At 43.5% G+C, this 18056-nt stretch carries 16 protein-coding genes; all 16 read left to right on the top strand.

Annotated elements, in window-relative coordinates:
- Window positions 1–67: 67 nt before the first annotated feature.
- Entirely contained in the window at window positions 68–1288 is a 1221-nt protein-coding gene (locus CHRO_RS23635) for a 1-acyl-sn-glycerol-3-phosphate acyltransferase (protein WP_015156751.1), read from the top strand.
- A 611-nt stretch (window positions 1289–1899) separates the two neighbouring features.
- The gene (locus CHRO_RS23630) at window positions 1900–2358 is read left to right on the top strand and encodes a cupin domain-containing protein (protein ID WP_015156750.1); all 459 of its coding nucleotides are present in this window, start codon (window positions 1900–1902) and stop codon (window positions 2356–2358) included.
- A gap of 28 nt (window positions 2359–2386) precedes the next feature.
- Window positions 2387–3511, top strand: coding sequence for a DegT/DnrJ/EryC1/StrS family aminotransferase (locus CHRO_RS23625; protein ID WP_015156749.1), 1125 nt, complete (start codon window positions 2387–2389; stop codon window positions 3509–3511).
- A 91-nt stretch (window positions 3512–3602) separates the two neighbouring features.
- Complete coding sequence (locus CHRO_RS23620; RefSeq protein WP_015156748.1) at window positions 3603–4832, top strand: glycosyltransferase family 4 protein; 1230 nt, start codon at window positions 3603–3605, stop codon at window positions 4830–4832.
- A gap of 503 nt (window positions 4833–5335) precedes the next feature.
- Window positions 5336–6931, top strand: a complete 1596-nt coding sequence (locus tag CHRO_RS30015; protein ID WP_015156747.1) for an S-layer homology domain-containing protein — start codon at window positions 5336–5338, stop codon at window positions 6929–6931.
- A 24-nt stretch (window positions 6932–6955) separates the two neighbouring features.
- The gene (locus CHRO_RS23610) at window positions 6956–7546 is read left to right on the top strand and encodes a hypothetical protein (RefSeq protein WP_015156746.1); all 591 of its coding nucleotides are present in this window, start codon (window positions 6956–6958) and stop codon (window positions 7544–7546) included.
- Window positions 7547–7671: 125 nt separating this feature from the next.
- A complete protein-coding gene (locus CHRO_RS23605; RefSeq protein ID WP_015156745.1) occupies window positions 7672–8505 on the top strand; it encodes an ABC transporter permease in 834 nt (277 codons plus the stop codon).
- Between the two features lie 16 nt (window positions 8506–8521).
- Complete coding sequence (locus tag CHRO_RS23600) at window positions 8522–9817, top strand: ABC transporter ATP-binding protein (protein WP_015156744.1); 1296 nt, start codon at window positions 8522–8524, stop codon at window positions 9815–9817.
- Window positions 9818–9855: 38 nt separating this feature from the next.
- Window positions 9856–10368 carry an acyltransferase gene (locus CHRO_RS34555; protein ID WP_015156743.1) on the top strand — a complete coding sequence of 171 codons (513 nt, stop codon included), beginning with the start codon at window positions 9856–9858 and terminating at the stop codon, window positions 10366–10368.
- 34 nt (window positions 10369–10402) lie between these two features.
- Window positions 10403–11443, top strand: a complete 1041-nt coding sequence (locus tag CHRO_RS23590; protein WP_015156742.1) for a Gfo/Idh/MocA family protein — start codon at window positions 10403–10405, stop codon at window positions 11441–11443.
- Window positions 11440–12537 carry a DegT/DnrJ/EryC1/StrS family aminotransferase gene (locus CHRO_RS23585; protein WP_015156741.1) on the top strand — a complete coding sequence of 366 codons (1098 nt, stop codon included), beginning with the start codon at window positions 11440–11442 and terminating at the stop codon, window positions 12535–12537. The genes CHRO_RS23590 and CHRO_RS23585 overlap by 4 nt, the downstream gene beginning before the upstream one ends.
- Window positions 12530–14113: an MBL fold metallo-hydrolase gene (locus CHRO_RS23580; RefSeq protein ID WP_015156740.1), complete on the top strand. Its 1584-nt coding sequence runs from the start codon at window positions 12530–12532 to the stop codon at window positions 14111–14113. The genes CHRO_RS23585 and CHRO_RS23580 overlap by 8 nt, the downstream gene beginning before the upstream one ends.
- Window positions 14106–14828, top strand: a complete 723-nt coding sequence (locus CHRO_RS23575; RefSeq protein WP_015156739.1) for an acyltransferase — start codon at window positions 14106–14108, stop codon at window positions 14826–14828. Before CHRO_RS23580 ends, CHRO_RS23575 begins: the two co-directional genes overlap by 8 nt.
- 180 nt (window positions 14829–15008) lie before the next feature.
- On the top strand, window positions 15009–15773 hold the full coding sequence (locus tag CHRO_RS23570; protein WP_015156738.1) for a class I SAM-dependent methyltransferase: 765 nt from the start codon (window positions 15009–15011) through the stop codon (window positions 15771–15773).
- A gap of 141 nt (window positions 15774–15914) precedes the next feature.
- Window positions 15915–16889, top strand: coding sequence for an NAD-dependent epimerase/dehydratase family protein (locus tag CHRO_RS23565; RefSeq protein ID WP_015156737.1), 975 nt, complete (start codon window positions 15915–15917; stop codon window positions 16887–16889).
- Window positions 16882–18048 carry a DegT/DnrJ/EryC1/StrS family aminotransferase gene (locus tag CHRO_RS23560; RefSeq protein WP_015156736.1) on the top strand — a complete coding sequence of 389 codons (1167 nt, stop codon included), beginning with the start codon at window positions 16882–16884 and terminating at the stop codon, window positions 18046–18048. Before CHRO_RS23565 ends, CHRO_RS23560 begins: the two co-directional genes overlap by 8 nt.
- The last annotated feature ends 8 nt before the right edge of the window (window positions 18049–18056 follow it).

The following is an 18056-nucleotide window of genomic DNA, read 5'->3' as shown; positions in this document are numbered from 1 at the left end:
TTTTGATTTTAAATATATATACAATTAAATATACGGAAATGAATCGCTAAATTCATTGCAGTAAAAAATGAAAAATTACTTTTATCCTCCTTTACCTAATACTTGTTTGATTAACTTTGCTCAAGTTATTGCTCCAGTTGTTATCCCCTATTTTTTTCAATTTGAATTACGTATCGATCGCGAATCCATCGAAAAAATTCAGGCTTTAAACGAGCGAAGATTACTTTTATTGCCAAATCATCCCACATTTCAAGATCCAATTGCAATTTTTGCCCTTTCTGGTAAGGTAAACCAAAAATTTTACTACTTATCAGCATATGAATTATTTCAAGGATTTATGACTGGGATTTTTCAAAGATTAGGAGTCTATTCTATCCGGCGTGGTTTAGTCGATCGCCCCAGTATTGCAAAAACAATAGACATATTAATTCAACCGAATTGTCGTTTAGTCATATTTCCAGAAGGAGGATGCTCTTTTCAAAACGATACGGTTATGCCTTTCCGCGCTGGTGCTATCCAAATTGCTTTTCAAGCTATGAGTAAGCTAGCTAAGCAAGGAGAAATACCCGATCTATATGCTCTACCAGTTAGTATTAAATACCGCTATACACAAGATATGCAGAGAGTTATTCGTCAAACTCTCAACCGTTTAGAACAAGCATTAAGTATAGAATCTAGTCTCAAAGATTACGATCGCCTGCAAGCGATCGCACAACATGTTTTAGTCCGTATGGAACGAGAATATGAGATTTATTCACCTACTAAAGACGAACTAACCTGGAACGATCGCATTTCTCTGCTACGGATGCATATTTTAGAATCCTGCGAACAACAGCTAGGCATTTCTTCTAATCCTAAAGAACCAGTGCGAGAACGAACCTATAGAGTTGAATATGTACTAAAAACTCAAGTAGACACACTAGAGTCAGAAGCAACAGCAGAAACCGAAACTGCAACAGGCGATCGCGCTAACAAATATAGTTTAATTGAAAAATCAATTAAACGCTTGTTAAACTTTGATGCGATTTACGATGGCTACGTAGCTGAAAATCCTACACCAGAAAGATTTTTAGACACCCTCACTCGCCTAGAACGAGAAGTATTTGATATCGATAAACCCCCAGCTAAAGGATATCGTCACGCCAGAATTAAAATTGGAGAGCCGATTAATCTTAAAGATTTCTTTACCGAATATCAACGCGATCGTGCTAACACTGTGAATACTGTTACGCTCAAAGTTCAACAAATAGTACAGCAGAATCTTGATTTGTTAAATGGTAATTGGTAATTGGTAGTTAGTAGTTGGTAGTTGGTGATAGATGTATATCGTTGAGTTTTCTCGCTCGTTCGGTATAGTTATGGCTAATTACTTAAAATCTAATATAGTATCAATTATGTCAGCGAGGATGACATTCGCTAGTTGAGCGTGATAAGATTTACACATAAGTTAAACATTCATTCCGATGCGAGGAAACAGAAAATACTCTATGCTTTGGTGACAAGATCGAACTAAATATACGGTAAGTGACAGCACCTAAAAGAAACGTATTTCTGTAATTTTACTTGTATGAAATTATTTGGTTAGATTGTATGCAGCTCTAAGCTGCGGCAGAGTAACTATTATTACTTAGTACAAACAATACCTTACATCAACTGAATTAAGGGTATCTACTGGAAAAACTATCTCTTCATGCAAGCGATCGCTTTGGCATGGGAATTTTTCAAATATACATAGCAATTTGTGTTGACTTCAGGCAGATTTCGCGATCGTGCTAGACGGTCGATGGCTATCTTTGACTATCTTCACAGCAGCGTGAGTTGCGTGCATTACAAATGACATTGCTATAGCTGAGCGCGATCGCAATTATATCAACCATATATTTTATTTAGAACAGCAGTATGATCCGAGAAATTAAGTCCGAAAATATATTAATAGCGATGATTGTTTCTCATAAATTTCAAGCACCTGGAATTCATTTTTTTACTCCAGGTGATTTTTCTCAGCAATTAGCTTATATGCGTCATCCTGTTGGAAAAATTATTCCGCCTCACGTCCACAATCCAGTCAAACGGGAAGTGCAGTATACCCAAGAAGTACTTTTGATCAAAAAAGGTAAACTACGAGTAGATTTTTATAATGAGTCTCAGCAATATTTAGAAAGTTATATCCTCGAAGCAGGCGACGTGATTCTTTTAATTGCAGGTGGGCATGGCTTTGAAGTATTAGAAGAAATCGAAATGTTTGAAGTCAAACAAGGACCCTACGTAGGCGATCTAGATAAAACTCGATTTGTCGGAATTCAAACAGAACAAGCTCAGCTAGCTGACGATCGCTTACTCCTTGTTAATAATCAGTAACAAATGACAAATGACGAATGACAAACATATGCTTGATTATATTCCTGTCAACGAACCACTATTAGATGGTAATGAAAAAAAGTATCTGAATCAATGTATTGATACTGGTTGGATTTCTTCAGAAGGACCATTTATTAAACAATTTGAAGAACAATTTGCGGCAAGAGTAGGACGTAAATATGGCATTGCTGTTAGTAATGGCTCCGTAGCTTTGGACGCTGCTGTATTAGCACTAGGTATTGGTGCGGGTGATGAAGTCATTCTACCTACTTTCACGATTATTTCCTGCGCGGCAGCAATTGTTCGTGCTGGTGCTATACCCGTTGTTGTAGATTGCGATTCTCATACCTGGAATATGGATGTGAGCCAGATTGAGGCTAAAATCACACCCAAAACCAAAGCAATCATGGTGGTTCATATTTATGGATTACCTGTAGATATGGAGCCAATACTTGCTTTAGCGGCAAAGTATAAGTTGCAAATTATCGAAGATGCAGCCGAGATGCACGGACAAACTTATAAAAATCGTCCCTGCGGTAGTTTTGGTAATATTAGTACCGTTAGTTTTTATCCGAACAAACACATTACTACAGGCGAAGGTGGGATGATTCTCACCGATGACGATCGCCTAGCTGAACGTTGTTGTTCTCTACGAAATCTATGTTTTCAACCCCAGCAGCGTTTCATCCATGAAGAACTCGGCTGGAACCTGCGGATGAGTAACATTCAAGCTGCTTTGGGTGTAGCGCAACTCGAAAGATTGGACGAATTCATTGCTCGTAAACGGCGGATGGGACAACGTTACACCGAGCTATTGTCAGATGTACCTGGCTTACAATTGCCAATCCCCCAGACTGACTATGCCGATAATATTTACTGGGTCTATGCATTAGTCCTAAAAGATGAAGTTCCATTTGATGCTAAAGAGGCAATGAGGCGCTTGCACCATCATCAAGTTGGTAGCCGTCCCTTCTTTTGGTCTATGCACGAACAACCTGTTTTTCACAAAATGGGATTGTTTGCTAAAGAGTCGCATCCAGTATCAGAAAATATCGCTCGGCGCGGCTTCTACATTCCTAGTGGTATAGCTTTAACTGACAAACAGATGGAACGAGTCGTCGAGGTCGTCAAAGAAGTTTTGCGATCGCCATAATTTTTGCCAAATTAATTAGATAGTAGGGTGGGCATTGCCTACCCTATATTTGATTTTCATTTACAGCATTTCTTGCGTTATAGGAGATTAAATGAGGGTTGGAATTTTTTTATCAAATTTTACTCCTCAAATTGGGGGAGGCTTTACGTTTGAAAACGAAGTATTTCGAGCGATCGCTGAATTTGGTGGGGCAAGCGGTCATACTTTTATTGTATATAGCTGGGACAAAAAATTATCTCAAGCACCTTTATTAGGACAACATATTGAATATAGATCGCTGCATCACAGCGTCAAAAAACTATTACTGTCTCAACCGCTAAAACTTATCAAAGAACTATTTAAAAGACTACGGCAATCAAAAAACCTACTCGAACTTAACAGCGTATTTAAAGACGTAATTTTAGTCGCGATATTGGGTAAAGAAGTCGATCTAGTTTGGTATTTAGAACCAAGTACTCGCACAGTCGAAATTCCTTACATTACTACACTTTGGGATCTACAACATCGCGTACAGCCGTGCTTTCCTGAACTCAGTACCCAAGGACAATGGGACGAGCGAGAACAGTTTTACGCAAAAGTACTGAGATGTGCTTCCATTATCGTGACTGGTACAGAGGCAGGTAGAGCCGAAGTCGAACGATTTTATCAAGTGCCATCTGACCGAATTAAGATCTTGCCTTTTCCCACACCTGAATGGGCGTTAAATGCTCCGCATAACGACGATCGCTACATACTAGAAAAGTACAATATACCGGAAAATTACCTATTTTATCCCGCACAGTTTTGGGCGCACAAAAACCATGTTGCCTTGTTGATGGCGGTTAAATGGCTGCGATCGCAATACAATTTAATTTTTCCCGTAGTATTTGTTGGTTCGGAAAAGGGCAACAAGCAATATATTCAGCAAGTTGTTGCCGATCTCGACTTATCGAGCCAAGTTCACTTTTTAGGGTTTGTACCGCAAGCTGATATAGTTCCCCTGTATCGCCATGCATTTGCTCTAGCTTTCATGTCTTTTTGCGGACCTGATAACATACCTCCTTTGGAAGCATTTGCTTTAGGTTGTCCGGTTGTGGCTGCCAACGTGTCAGGTGCTTTAGAGCAGCTGGGAAATGCCGCTTTACTAGTCGATCAGCGAGACGAACGGCAGGTTGCTTTGGCGATTAAGTCACTCTACGATGACCCAATTTTGCGACAAACGTTGGTACAACGAGGGTTAGCACGAGCGGCAAAATGGACGGGACAAGATTACGTCAAAGCTGGATTTGAAATGATTACTGAATTTGAATCGCTGCGGCGTTGTTGGAGTCAATACGGTTGAGTTAAAAGCGCTCGATCCTCAAAGATCCCCCCTAGCCCCCCTTGTTAAGGGGGGTTGGAGGGGATCTTCTTATCTGAACTGTATTGCTGTTGGAGTAGCGTAAAACCTTACAATCGCTGAAGCAGGTAGGAGGCACGCAGAAAAGTTATTCTTCACTTACGTATGTAGGGGCGTGCAATAGATGTTGTACGCCCCTACGTATATATGAAGCTCATCCTGTGGATCTACTGATAGTAACTGCGATCGCTCCGTAAACCAAAAGTTAATTCCGTGAAACCACGCATGGGGATACGGAAAAAGGCGGCTAAACTTCGTTTGAAGTTGAGTTAGTTCAGGCTAACTTTTAACTTCTTCTAGATAGACAACTTATCTGAAAAATTAGGCTCATTTCATCAGTAAATTATGCCTCAAAGGTGTGTGAGGAGTTACTAACTCAAGGTAATTCCTGCGGATACGTCTGTCTTGAAGTTGGTAACTTTCTCTAGGTCATTGAGCTACTTGTAATGTGTATTATTAAAGCTGCTACAACCACTATTCTCTTAGCGACTCTTGCTTGTTGCGAGTTGAGCTACAAAGCCAATGCCAATCCTAGACCAATCGCCCAAAAACAGTTAGGCGATCGCGCTATGGCAGTGCAGCAAAATAGGGCAACTGCATTAGAACAGGTGTTGCATAATCAAAAGTTTAAAGCCTCCGATTTAGCGCAAGCATCGACTTTAAATGATATTCAGGGTAGCTGGGCGCAGAGCTTTATTGCCGGATTAGTCTCGCGAGGTATTATTCAAGGTTTTCCCGATGGTAGTTTTCGCCCAGACGAACCAGTAACTCGCGCTCAGTTTGCCGCAATTGTCAGTAAAGCATTTCCACAACAATCTAACCGCAACGCGATCGCTTTCGTAGATGTACCGGAATATTACTGGGCAAAGGATGTAATTCAGACAGCTTACCAAACAGGTTTTCTGGCTGGATATCCCAACAACACTTTTTTACCGGAGCAAAACATTCCCCGCGTCCAAGTGTTGGTAGCTCTAGCCAACGGACTGAACTTGACTGCAAAAGCAGAATCTTCCACCCTGCTCGATACTTCATATCAAGACGCAGCAGAAATTCCCGACTTTGCCCGTAGTCCAGTAACAGCGGCAACAGCAAATCGCTTGGTCGTAAACTATCCCAGTAAAGATGTATTGCGTCCAAATCAAACGGCAACCCGTGCAGATGTCGCAGCATTTATCTACCAAGCTTTAGCTAGCCAGGGTGAAATGCCGCAACTGAGAGCTGAAGATCCGGCATCTGAATATATCGTTGGTTTGCAGCCAGCAACTCCAGCAGCATCCGCACCAGAACCACAGCCACTGACACCCGAGCAAGTCGCAAAACTGCGTCAGCAGTATCGCATCGAAGCGACACCGTTAACAGCTTTGATCAGACCGTCAGTACCAGGTGGCGGATCGAGTGTTGGTTCGCCCACGGCATTTGGTGCGGGTTGGGGTAGTGCCTTCTTCGGTACGAGCTTTCAAGGTAGAGCGCGCGATACTAGCAAATCAGATGGAGCGGCTTCATTTGGATTTGGTTTAGGCGATGCAAGTAGAGCTGTCGGTCTAGAAATTGCGGCTACAACTGTCGATCTGTATGGAAATACTTTCGGGGATGGGACTATTAGTTTCAAACTACATCGCCTCCTACCAGCAAACTTTGGAATTGCAGTTGGGGTAGAAAATGCAATTATTTGGGGCGAGACTGACGGTGGTAGCAGTCTTTACGGCGTAGTCAGTAAAGTTTTCAGTCTCACAGAGGATGCAGCAAAGCCTTTTAGTAAGATTACGACCTCAGTAGGTCTAGGTGGTGGTCGCTTCCGTTCCGAAGAGGACGTAGAAGATGGTAACGATACGGTTAATGTTTTTGGCAGCATGGGCTTGCAAGCAACTGAACAACTTTCCCTCATCGCAGACTGGACGGGTCAAGATCTGAACTTAGGTGTATCTGTCGTACCGTTCCGAAGTCTACCTATAGTCATTACTCCATCTCTTGCCGATGTCACTGGCAATGCTGGTGATGGTGTCCGATTTGTTCTTGGTGTCGGTTATGTCGGTCGTTTTTAAGTCGTGACGAAGGGAATCAAAATCATGAATGTTCAACGCCAGCTCTGTATTAGTTTAGCTTTAGGGTCGTTTCTGCTAGTTGGTTCGTTACCCGCTCTAGCTCAGAAGAACAACCAGTCAGATGTCACAGGCTTTATTATCACTACTGGTGATATTGTTAGTGGTGCTTTTGTTCCTGGGAGGAATGGCGGTTTTAATCCTGCTGCTCAAGTTGCGATCGATCGGGCTGCTGCTGCGCTTAACGGTTTACTGGCAAAAGGAGCGATCGCTGGTATTCCCCAAGAGACGCAGCAAGCACTAGCAAGCATACTGACTGAAACTGGAAATCCTACCTTGGCTGTCACTCAATTCCAAAACACTTTAGTTGCGGCAGGCGCAGATTCAAAATTAGCGGCAGGGTTTGTCAAAAGTTTGCAAGGGCTAACTGCTGGAAATGTCATTTCTCCAGGTAAATTAGTAGGGGCTATAGAAGCCTACAATGCTTTAGTTAATAGTGGGAATGGAAACTTTTTGCAAGTTGCTGCGCCACAATTGCAAGCGGTAAAAGCAGCCCTATTACAACTAGCAGAAGCTTTGACGAAAGCTAATTCTCCAAAAGCTAATGCCCGCCCCTAGTTTTTTAGAGAACAACTTCAGAAGTTGCGATCGAAAAGAACATCAATCGTTTATGGGTAGGCTTCTAGCCTGCCTTTCATACAAGCTTACATTAAACATTTACTAAGTAATTACTCTGACTACTTGTGACAAACCACGGTCAATCTGAATTAATTATTGCAGCTGGTAGAACAGAACACCAGTACTGGAAAGATTTATGGCGCTACCGCGAGTTATTTTACTTTTTGGCTTGGCGAGACATTTTAGTGCGTTACAAGCAGACTGCGATTGGTATTGCGTGGGCATTAGTACGCCCATTTTTAACCATGATTGTCTTTACAGTCGTATTTGGCAAACTCGCAAAACTACCTGCTGAGGGCGCACCATATCCAATTATGGTGTTTGCAGCTATGTTACCTTGGCAATTTTTTGCTAGCGCTCTTGCAGAATGTAGCAATAGTCTTATTTCTAATGCTAATTTGATTTCCAAGGTTTACTTCCCCCGTTTAATTGTGCCTGCTAGTGCAGTTGTTGTCAGTTTTGTAGATTTTCTAGTTTCAGGCATGATTTTGTTAGGTCTGATGGCATGGTATAACTTTATTCCTTCCTGGCGAATTTTAACACTGCCATTATTTATGGCGATCGCTTTTGTCGCTGCTATCGGCGGCGGATTATGGCTATCAGCATTGAATGTTAAATACCGCGATTTTCGCTTTATCGTGCCGTTCATCGTTCAGTTCGGTTTGTATATTTCTCCGGTTGGATTTAGTAGCAGTATCGTACCCGAACAATGGCGTTTGGTTTATTCACTTAACCCAATGGTGGGTGTTATTGATGGTTTTCGTTGGGCAATTCTTGGTGGAGAAACTCAACTCTATTGGCAAGGATTCATGTTGTCTGTCGGATTAGTCGTTTTACTATTTGCTAGTAGCATTTGGTATTTTCGCAAGGTAGAGCGATCGTTTGCAGACGTAATTTAAGTCAGAATTTTAAAGTATGTCAGATTCAGTAATTCGCGTCGAAAATCTAAGCAAGAAATACATTCTCGGTCATCAAAAGCAAGAACGTTACACCACACTCAGAGATACGCTGACCGAGCAAGCTAAAGCTTTTCAAAGTCGCTTTTTAAAACCTCGCGATCGCCGCACTTATAATCCAACTCGCGAAGAATTTTGGGCATTAAAAGACGTTTCTTTTGAGATTAAACAAGGTGAGGCTATTGGTGTCATCGGACGCAATGGTGCAGGAAAATCGACACTATTAAAACTTTTGAGTCGTATTACTGAACCTACTAGAGGAAATATAATTGCTAAAGGGCGAGTAGCAAGCTTGCTAGAAGTAGGAACGGGATTTCACCCCGAACTAACTGGACGAGAAAATATTTATCTCAACGGTTCTATTTTAGGCATGAGTAGAGCCGAGATTAAGAAAAAGTTTGATGAAATTGTTGCCTTTGCTGAAATTGAAAAGTTTTTAGATACTCCTGTCAAGCGTTATTCTTCTGGAATGTACGTTCGCCTTGCTTTCTCTGTTGCTGCTCACTTGGAACCAGAAATTTTGATTGTGGATGAAGTTTTAGCAGTGGGCGATTCAGCATTTCAAAAGAAATGTTTGGGGAAGATGGGTGATGTATCAAATAAAGAAGGACGCACAGTTTTATTCGTCAGCCATAGTATGCAAGCTATTGCCCAACTAACTAAGCGTTGCATATTGCTTTCCAAAGGAAATATTCAATTTGACGGTCATACTAGTAAAGCGGTGCAGTTATATATTGCTGAATCGAAATGCTTGGATGAGCAACCTGCACGTTACGAAGCTCCGGCAGGCAAAACTGGTAACCACATAGCTTGGGCGCGGGTACATACATCTGAAGAGCAAGGAGTTCACTGCTGGGGAAAACCAATTGTATTTGAGTTTGCGTTCAATATAACTCAACCTCATGAAAGTCTATGCTTTTCTTTCCAAGTACTTAATGAATTTCAACAACCAATTTGTATTTTTTGGAATTTTAATGACCAATTACCTTTTCGTCGAGAAGCAGGATTATTTATTATCCGATGCAAAGTTTCAAAATTTAGACTATACATGGGTTCGTTCACTTTAAGAACATGGTTTGCCGAGCGGCGTAGTAGTACTTTGTTAGAAAATCTCACTAATATTTGTCCATTTGAAGTCACAATGCACAGTATTGAGCGACAAGATTATCCGTGGCAACAGGATGAATGCACTTACTTAGAAGATGCCGTTTGGCAAGTTGTGGAAACGCCATTAGAAATCTTCTCTAACTCATAAATTTAATATTATTTTTAGTCTATAAGTTATGAAGAACGATGGCAATAAATGATGATGTCAAGTTAGGCAATCGAGTTAAGATTTTTCATCCTCATCTCGTAAATCTTTATGGTTGTGCAATTGATGATGAAACTAAAATTGGTTCCTTTGTTGAAATTCAAAAAAACGTCGTAGTTGGGACTAGGTGTAAAATCTCATCTCATACTTTTATTTGCGAAGGTGTTATTTTAGAAGCCGAAGTGTTTGTTGGTCATGGCGTTATGTTTACTAACGATCTTTATCCACAGGCAACTAATGAAGATGGAAGTTTGCAAACTGAAAATGATTGGTGTGTAGTCAAAACTTTGGTAAAGTGCGGTGCTTCTATTGGTAGTAATGCCACTATTCTTGCAGGAGTAACAATTGGAAAAAAAGCCATAGTTGGAGCTGGAGCGGTAGTAACTCACGACGTTCCCGACTATACAATTGTGGCAGGAGTTCCTGCCCGTGTCATTAACGATGTGCGTGAATGCAAGCAAATGCAGCAGATTTCGCGATCGCTAAATAGCTAAATATTAATAACTAATTATTGTTTGAGAGGCTGTGATGCAAGATCTAATCAATATAGGTGTCATAGGCTATGGTTACTGGGGTCCTAACTTGGTGAGAAATTTCTCTGAAATCCCAGGAGCGCAGGTAAGAACTGTGAGTGATTTTAAACCAGAATTGCTGGCAAAAGCGCAGACACGGTATCCTACCTTGAAAGTCACGACCGATTATCGAGACATATTAAAAGATCCAAAGATCGATGCCGTGGCGATCGCCACACCAGTTTCCACGCACTTCGATTTAGCTCTAGCAGCATTGCAAGCTGGCAAGCACGTCCTGGTAGAGAAACCGATGACGACCTCCTCCGAACAGGCAATGAGGTTAATTGAGAAAGCTCAACGGCGCAACCTAGTGTTGATGGTAGATCACACCTTTGTTTACACGGGTGCTGTTCGCAAGATGCACGATCTAATTACGACTAAGGTTGTAGGCGATATTTATTACTACGATTCGGTGCGCGTTAACCTGGGACTGTTTCAGCATGACGTGAACGTATTGTGGGATCTGGCAGTTCACGACCTTTCGATTATGGACTATCTACTGCCATACAAACCTTATGCTGTCTCTGCCACAGGGATCAGCCACGTCCCCAGAGAACCAGAAAATATTGCCTACTTAACGTTATTTTTTGAAAACAACTTAATGGCTCATCTCCACGTCAATTGGTTAGCACCAGTCAAAGTTCGCCGTACGTTAATTGGTGGTAGTCAGCGCATGATTGTCTACGATGACTTAGAACCGAGCGAGAAGGTGAAGATTTACGACAAGGGAATTACCCTCAATAGCAACTCTGCCGAAAGCGTATATCAAATGCTCATTGGCTACCGTGCAGGAGATATGTGGGCTCCGCACCTGGATATGACAGAGGCAATACGGACAGAAGGACTGCACTTTATTGATTGTATTCAGCAAGGCGATCGCCCGATCTCTGATGGGGAAGCAGGATTGCGAGTCGTGAAAATTCTGGAGGCTGCTACTCAGTCCATCAAGCGGCAAGGGCGATTAATTGAATTAAACACAACGGAGGTAGCAGTATGATTCCATTTGTAGACCTAAAAGCACAGTACTTGAGCATTAAAGACGAAATCGATACGGCTGTCATCAAAGCTCTAGAAAGTACGCAATTTGTGCTAGGCAGCGAAGTTGTTGCTCTCGAAGAAGAATTCGCTCATTACTGTAATGCCGATTCTGGCATTGCTGTCAATACAGGCACTAGCGCTCTCCACCTAGCATTATTAGCCGCTGGAATTGGTGCGGGTGACGAAGTAATTACCGTGCCTTTTACTTTCGTTGCTACCACAGCCGCCATTTGTTACACCGGTGCTAAACCTGTCTTTGTCGATATCGATCCCGTGTCGTACACGATGGACGTAACCCAGATTGAAGCAGCAATCACCGAGCGCACCAAAGCGATCCTACCAGTGCATCTGTACGGTCAACCAGCCGACATGGAACCGATACTGGAAATTGCTCGCCGTCACGGTCTCGTTGTGATTGAAGATGCGGCACAGGCACACAGAGCCGAGTACAAAGGGCAGCGAGTTGGTAGTCTTGGCGACATCGGTTGTTTCAGCTTCTATCCTGGGAAAAACTTAGGGGCGTGTGGTGAAGGTGGTATGGTCGTCACCAGCAATCCCGAATACGAGCGCAAAATGCGGATGCTGCGCGATTGGGGGCAAGAACGCAAGTATCATCACGTCTTTAAGGGATACAACTACCGCATGGATGGCATCCAGGGAGCGATCTTGCGGGTGAAGTTACGCCATTTAGACAAATGGACAGAGGCACGCAGAGCGCACGCCGCACGATATGACAAACCGCTAGCAAATGCAGGTGTGAAAACTCCGACGGCGATGCCTTACAGCCATCACGTTTACCATGTCTATGCCGTGCGATCGCAGCAGCGGGACACTTTACAACAAAAGCTGCAAGAGAAAGGGATTCAAACAGGCATTCACTATCCCATTCCGGTACACTTACAACCAGCTTATGCCGACTTGGGCGATCGAGCTGGCGCGTTTCCTCACTCAGAAGCGGCATCAAAGGAAGTGTTGTCATTACCAATGTATGCAGAATTGAGCGCAGATTCACAAACCCAAATTATCAATGCGGTGATTGCTGAATATGTCTGATACTTTTTTCTTAAAATTTCTCGGTCACGCTGGTATTTTCCTCAAAGCTGATGGTGTGACTTTGTTGTGCGATCCTTGGATGAGCGAAAGCGGTGCTTTCTTGCATAGTTGGCATCAATACCCACCGAATGATTTTCTCGAACGACAAGACTTATACGATGCAGATTATTTGTATATCAGCCACGATCATGACGATCACTTCGACCGAAATTTTCTGAAAGACTTTCCCAAGCATAAAGTCACTGTCATTATTGCGGAATTTTTGTCAGATACCTTTGCTAGAGAAATTGCCAAGCTTGGTTTTACCCGCATATTGCAACTCAAAGATTGGGAATCATATCATCTGGCTGAAAACTTCAGCGTCGCTGTTGTTAAAGACGAGTCACTTTACAAGATAGATTCTGCATTACTGATTGAAGTTGGTAATACGAAGATCTTGCACAAAAATGACTGCCATATTCCAGATGAAGATATTCCTAAATATAGGAAATTAGAGATAGATTTCCTCTTTGCCCAGTTTTCGGGAGCAATGTGGTATCCAGCAACTTATGCATATGAAGCTAAAAAACAACAACGAATAGCAGCAAAACTTAAACAAGATATGTTAAATAGTTTTGTTGACTTTGCTAATAATATTTGTGCTAAACATGTTTTTCATTATGCTGGACCTCCTGCCTTTTTGGAAGATGAGCTGTTCCACTTAAATTTTCAGGAAAATAGCATTTTTCCCGATCAGTGGGATGTGTACGAAGAGCTTGCTCAACAAATAAGTGGGAATTTAAGTCTACTTTTGCCTGGGGATATTGTACAATTATCATCTGCTAGACAACTAGAAATTACCCGCCAGTTTAGCTCGCTTGAACTTTCGCAAAAAGCGTTAGTGTTAGATAATTACAAGCAGAAAAGAGCCGCTGTTATTCAGTCCTATCTAAGTAGTTTACCTCAACCTGGTAAAGAATTTTTGCAGGAATTTATCGTCCATATTCAGCAGTTGTTCTCTGCTAGCATTTACCTAACTGAGAAGGTCAACGCTCTCGTAAAATTTACGCTGACTGGTGTGAATGGTGGCTCTGTGTATGTTGAAACACGCGATCGCGTGTTTGCAATTATGCGCTCGTGTACGGAAACGCCAAACTATGAGTTTACTATAGACACTGCGATCGCCAATCTACTAGTAGAAGGTAAAGAGCATTGGGAAAGTTTGTTCTTAAGTATGAGGTTCAAAGCAAAACGCCGACCAGATGCTTATAACTGGCCCTTGTTTGCAATCTTGCGCTACGGTAACGAACCTAAGCTCATTGCTCAAGTGGAAAAAACACTCCAAGCAGCCGAAAACGAAGAATTTATAGTCAGAGATGGCGAGAAGGAATACCACGTTCAACGCTATTGTCCTCACGCAGGAGCAGATCTTTCTCAGGTCGAGGTTCATAACGATAAGTTAGTGTGTCCGAGACATCGATGGGTATTCGATCTTCGTTGTCAAGGCAAATGTATAGTTGGTGGCAATATGCCTTTGAAAGTTTATCAATCGAGTGAAATAGCTAGTCAGAAAACAGTTGAGGAAGTCAATGTTTGAACTAGATGGAACTAGAACAGTCAAAGCCGTTCATGGCTTGAAAGACTTTCAACCAGATCCTAACTTTGAAATTGGATTAGCAGAATATCTCCTCGATCGATACGGACAAAAAGCATTACTGGAGTTGTACTCGCGCTTTGCGATCGGTGATGGAGATGTTGATGGACTGATGCGGCGAGCAATCTGGCGAGCCGTAGCGCAGCGATTTGGACATGGAGTGCGGATTGAGAGTGGAGCAGGCTTTAAGCATCTCGAAACATTTGAGATTGGCGATCGCGTTTTCATTGGTTCGCAGAGCTACATTCAAGGACGCTTCGATGGTAAATGCGTCATTGGGAACAACGTTTGGATTGGACCGCAAAGCTACTTTGATGCACGTGACTTAACGATTGAAGAGAATGTCGGGTGGGGACCAGGAGCAAAAGTTTTGGGTTCCACTCATACTGGATTACCGATTGACGTTCCGATTATTCAAACTGACCTGGAAATCAAATCGGTCAAAATTGAAGCCGGAGCCGATATTGGTATGAATGCAGTCATTTTGCCTGGGGTAACAGTTGGCAAAGGCAGTATTGTCGGTGCAGGAGCAGTTGTGACTAAGAACGTGCCACCGTTTGCGATCGTTGCTGGCGTTCCCGCTCGTTTTCTCCGCTGGCGTGATGCATACGAACCATCAGAGAACTTGAAAAACTATGCAAATAGTTACGGAGCATAGCAAGGCAGTTGCTGTATTGAGAGTACAATCTGCACCGTTAAAGATATATAGCAGTTCTAAATGATTCGTAAAGCAGGCTTCTAGCCTGCTCCACGTTCATGAATCAAATAGGATTGCTATAGCAAAAGGCAGAAGGCAAAACCTTTCGGACAAAAGATTGCAAGTGTCGAGGAAACGAAAGTGATAGAAACATCGAAGCGGTTGGAATCGACTAGAGAATTAGAGCAAATCACGGTTGAATACCTCAGTCCCACACCCGATAGAGGAGTTGACCAAAAAGTGCTAGATCTCGTCTCAGATTTGGTGATATCTAGGCTTGATGGCGATCGCATTCTAGAATTAGGTGTGGGCGATCGCATCTGGACTCCAAAGTTAATCGACAAATTTGCCGACGTGACGAGTGTAGATGGCTCGTCAGGGTTGCTAGCTGCTATGCAACAAGATCTGGCTAGCAGACTTGATAGTAAGCGTTGGACACCAGTTTGCTCTTTATTTGAAGACTACCAGCCAGATCGAACTTTTGATACTGTTCTAGCAACCTTTGTCCTCGAACATGTAGACGATCCCGGGCTGATTCTCCAGATGGCGAGGCAGAATTGGCTTAAACCAGGGGGTAAATTAGCTGTTGTCGTGCCTCACGCACTCAGTTTACACCGACGTTTGGCTGTGAAGATGGGCTTAGCAACCTATCCAGGAGAATTGGGTGAGACAGACCGACGCATGGGACACAAACATGCTTTTACGTGTTACGAAATGGAAAAACTACTTGTAGGGGCTGGATTTCAGATCGTCGAGCAGAAAGGCATGTTTGCCAAGGTATTACCTAATAGTATGCTTGCTGCCTGTAACGACAAGCAACTACGTGGCTTATTCGAGCTAGGTCTAGATCTTCCAATTGAATACTCAACCACTATTTACTTTTTAGCAGAGGCAAAAAGTAGCTAGCAATTAGAAATCGCGACTACACAGACAAAACCCACCTCTGTGGGTTACAACATAGTTTTCCGTGAGTCCGCACAGGCAGACTTAGCTTGTGTAGCTGCGACTTTTAGTCGCCGAAACTCTATTAGGATTTAGGTTTAACAAATGCAGATTGACAAAGTACTCATTACTGGTGGAGCTGGTTTAGTAGGTTCTCACATTACCGATCTGTTGGTCAAGCAGGGAGTTGCTGAGATTATTATTCTTGATAATTTCACTCGCGGGAATCAAAAAAATTTGAGCTGGGCATTAGAGCGTGGCTCGGTGAAGATTGTTACAGGTGACATTCGCGATCGCCAACTGCTTGCCGATATCATGCAAGGTGTCGATGTCGTCTTTCATCAAGCAGCAATTCGGATTAATCAATGTGCCCAAGAACCACGCTTGGCATTAGAAGTGTTAGCGAATGGTACTTTCAACGTCCTAGAAGCGGCGGTGAATGCTGGAGTCAAAAAGGTAGTCGCCGCCTCCTCAGCTTCAATCTACGGCATGGCAGAGGAGTTCCCCACCACAGAAGCGCACCATCCCTACAACAACCGCACGATTTACGGTGCAGCCAAGACATTTAACGAAGGGCTGTTACGTAGCTTCCATGACATGTACGGGTTGGACTACGTAGCCTTGCGTTACTTCAACGTTTACGGTCCCCGGATGGATATTTATGGCGTTTACACCGAAGTTCTGATTCGCTGGATGGAACGCATAGCCGCAGGTCAATCGCCACTGATTTTTGGTGATGGCAAGCAGACAATGGATTTCGTCTACATCGAAGATATCGCCAGGGCAAATATCTTAGCTGCTAAAGCCGATGTGACGGATGAAGTGTTTAACATTGCTAGCGGTGTAGAAAGCAGTTTGAACGACCTTGCCTACAGTTTGGCTAGAGTGATGGGAGCGGATTTGCCGCCAGAATATGGTGCAGAACGCAAAGTCAACCCCGTACAGCGCCGACTGGCAGACACGAGCAAAGCTAGAGATTTATTGGGTTTTGAGGCACAAGTCTCTCTAGAAGAGGGATTGCGTCGGCTCGTCAAATGGTGGAGCGATGAAAAACAAGCAAAGGAAATATGCCATGTCTGAGCAGATGCAGAATATTCCAATTGCCAAACCTTGGATGGGTGAAGCCGAGGCAGATGCCGCTAAGCGAGCGATTCTGTCCGGTTGGGTGACGCAAGGACCCGAAGTCGCCGCCTTCGAGCAGGAATTTGCAACTTATGTAGGGGCAAAGTCTGCCTGTGCGGTTTCTAATTGCACCACAGCACTGCATCTAGCTTTGTTAGCCGTGGGCGTAAAACCCGGCGATGAGGTAATTACCGTCAGTCATTCCTATATTGCCACTGCCAATAGTATCCGATACTGCGGTGCGCTCCCAGTATTTGTGGATATCGAGCCGCATACTTACAATATCAATCCCACTTTAATCGAAGCAGTGGTGAGCGATCGCACCCGCGCGATTCTGGTCGTCCACCAAATGGGAATGCCTTGCGACCTCAAAGCGATTGTGGAGGTTACGCGGCGCTACAATTTGCCAGTTATTGAAGATGCAGCCTGCGCCATTGGCAGTGAGATTCTCTGGAATGGTGAGTGGGAAAAAATCGGCAAGCCGCACGGCGATATCGCCTGTTTTTCCTTCCATCCCCGTAAGGTAATTACGACCGGTGATGGTGGAATGCTAACCACCAGCAATCCTGAATGGGACAAACAGTTTCGTCTGTGGCGACAACATGGCATGAGTGTTTCTGACACGGTGCGCCACGGTGCGAAACAAGTGATTTTCGAGACTTACCCGATGTTGGGCTACAACTACCGGATGACCGACATTCAAGCGGCAGTGGGACGGGAACAGCTCAAGCGCTTGCCGGAGATTGTCGCACGCCGTCGGTTGTTGGCAGAGCAATATCGAGAAAAGCTGGCGGATGTGCGGGGATTGAAATTACCAACAGAACCAGTTTGGGCGCGGAGTAATTGGCAGGGTTACTGTGTCCGTCTGCCAGAGGAATGCGACCAAAAGCAAGTCATGCAGACGATGCTAGATGCAGGCATTTCCACGCGACGCGGGATTATGTGCGCTCACCGCGAAGCAGCATATCAAATTGAGGCTTGGTCTTGTGGGAGCGATCGCCTCATCGAAAGCGAACAAGCTCAAGATCGGACTCTTGTTTTACCACTTTTCCATCAGATGACTGAGGAGGAGCAGGAGCGGGCGATCGCGGTTTTGACAACTGCTTGTCAGGTTTGAGCATAGCG

It is taken from the genome of Chroococcidiopsis thermalis PCC 7203 (assembly GCF_000317125.1).
Classification (GTDB): domain Bacteria; phylum Cyanobacteriota; class Cyanobacteriia; order Cyanobacteriales; family Chroococcidiopsidaceae; genus Chroococcidiopsis; species Chroococcidiopsis thermalis.
This window is presented reverse-complemented; position numbering and strand designations above follow the sequence as displayed.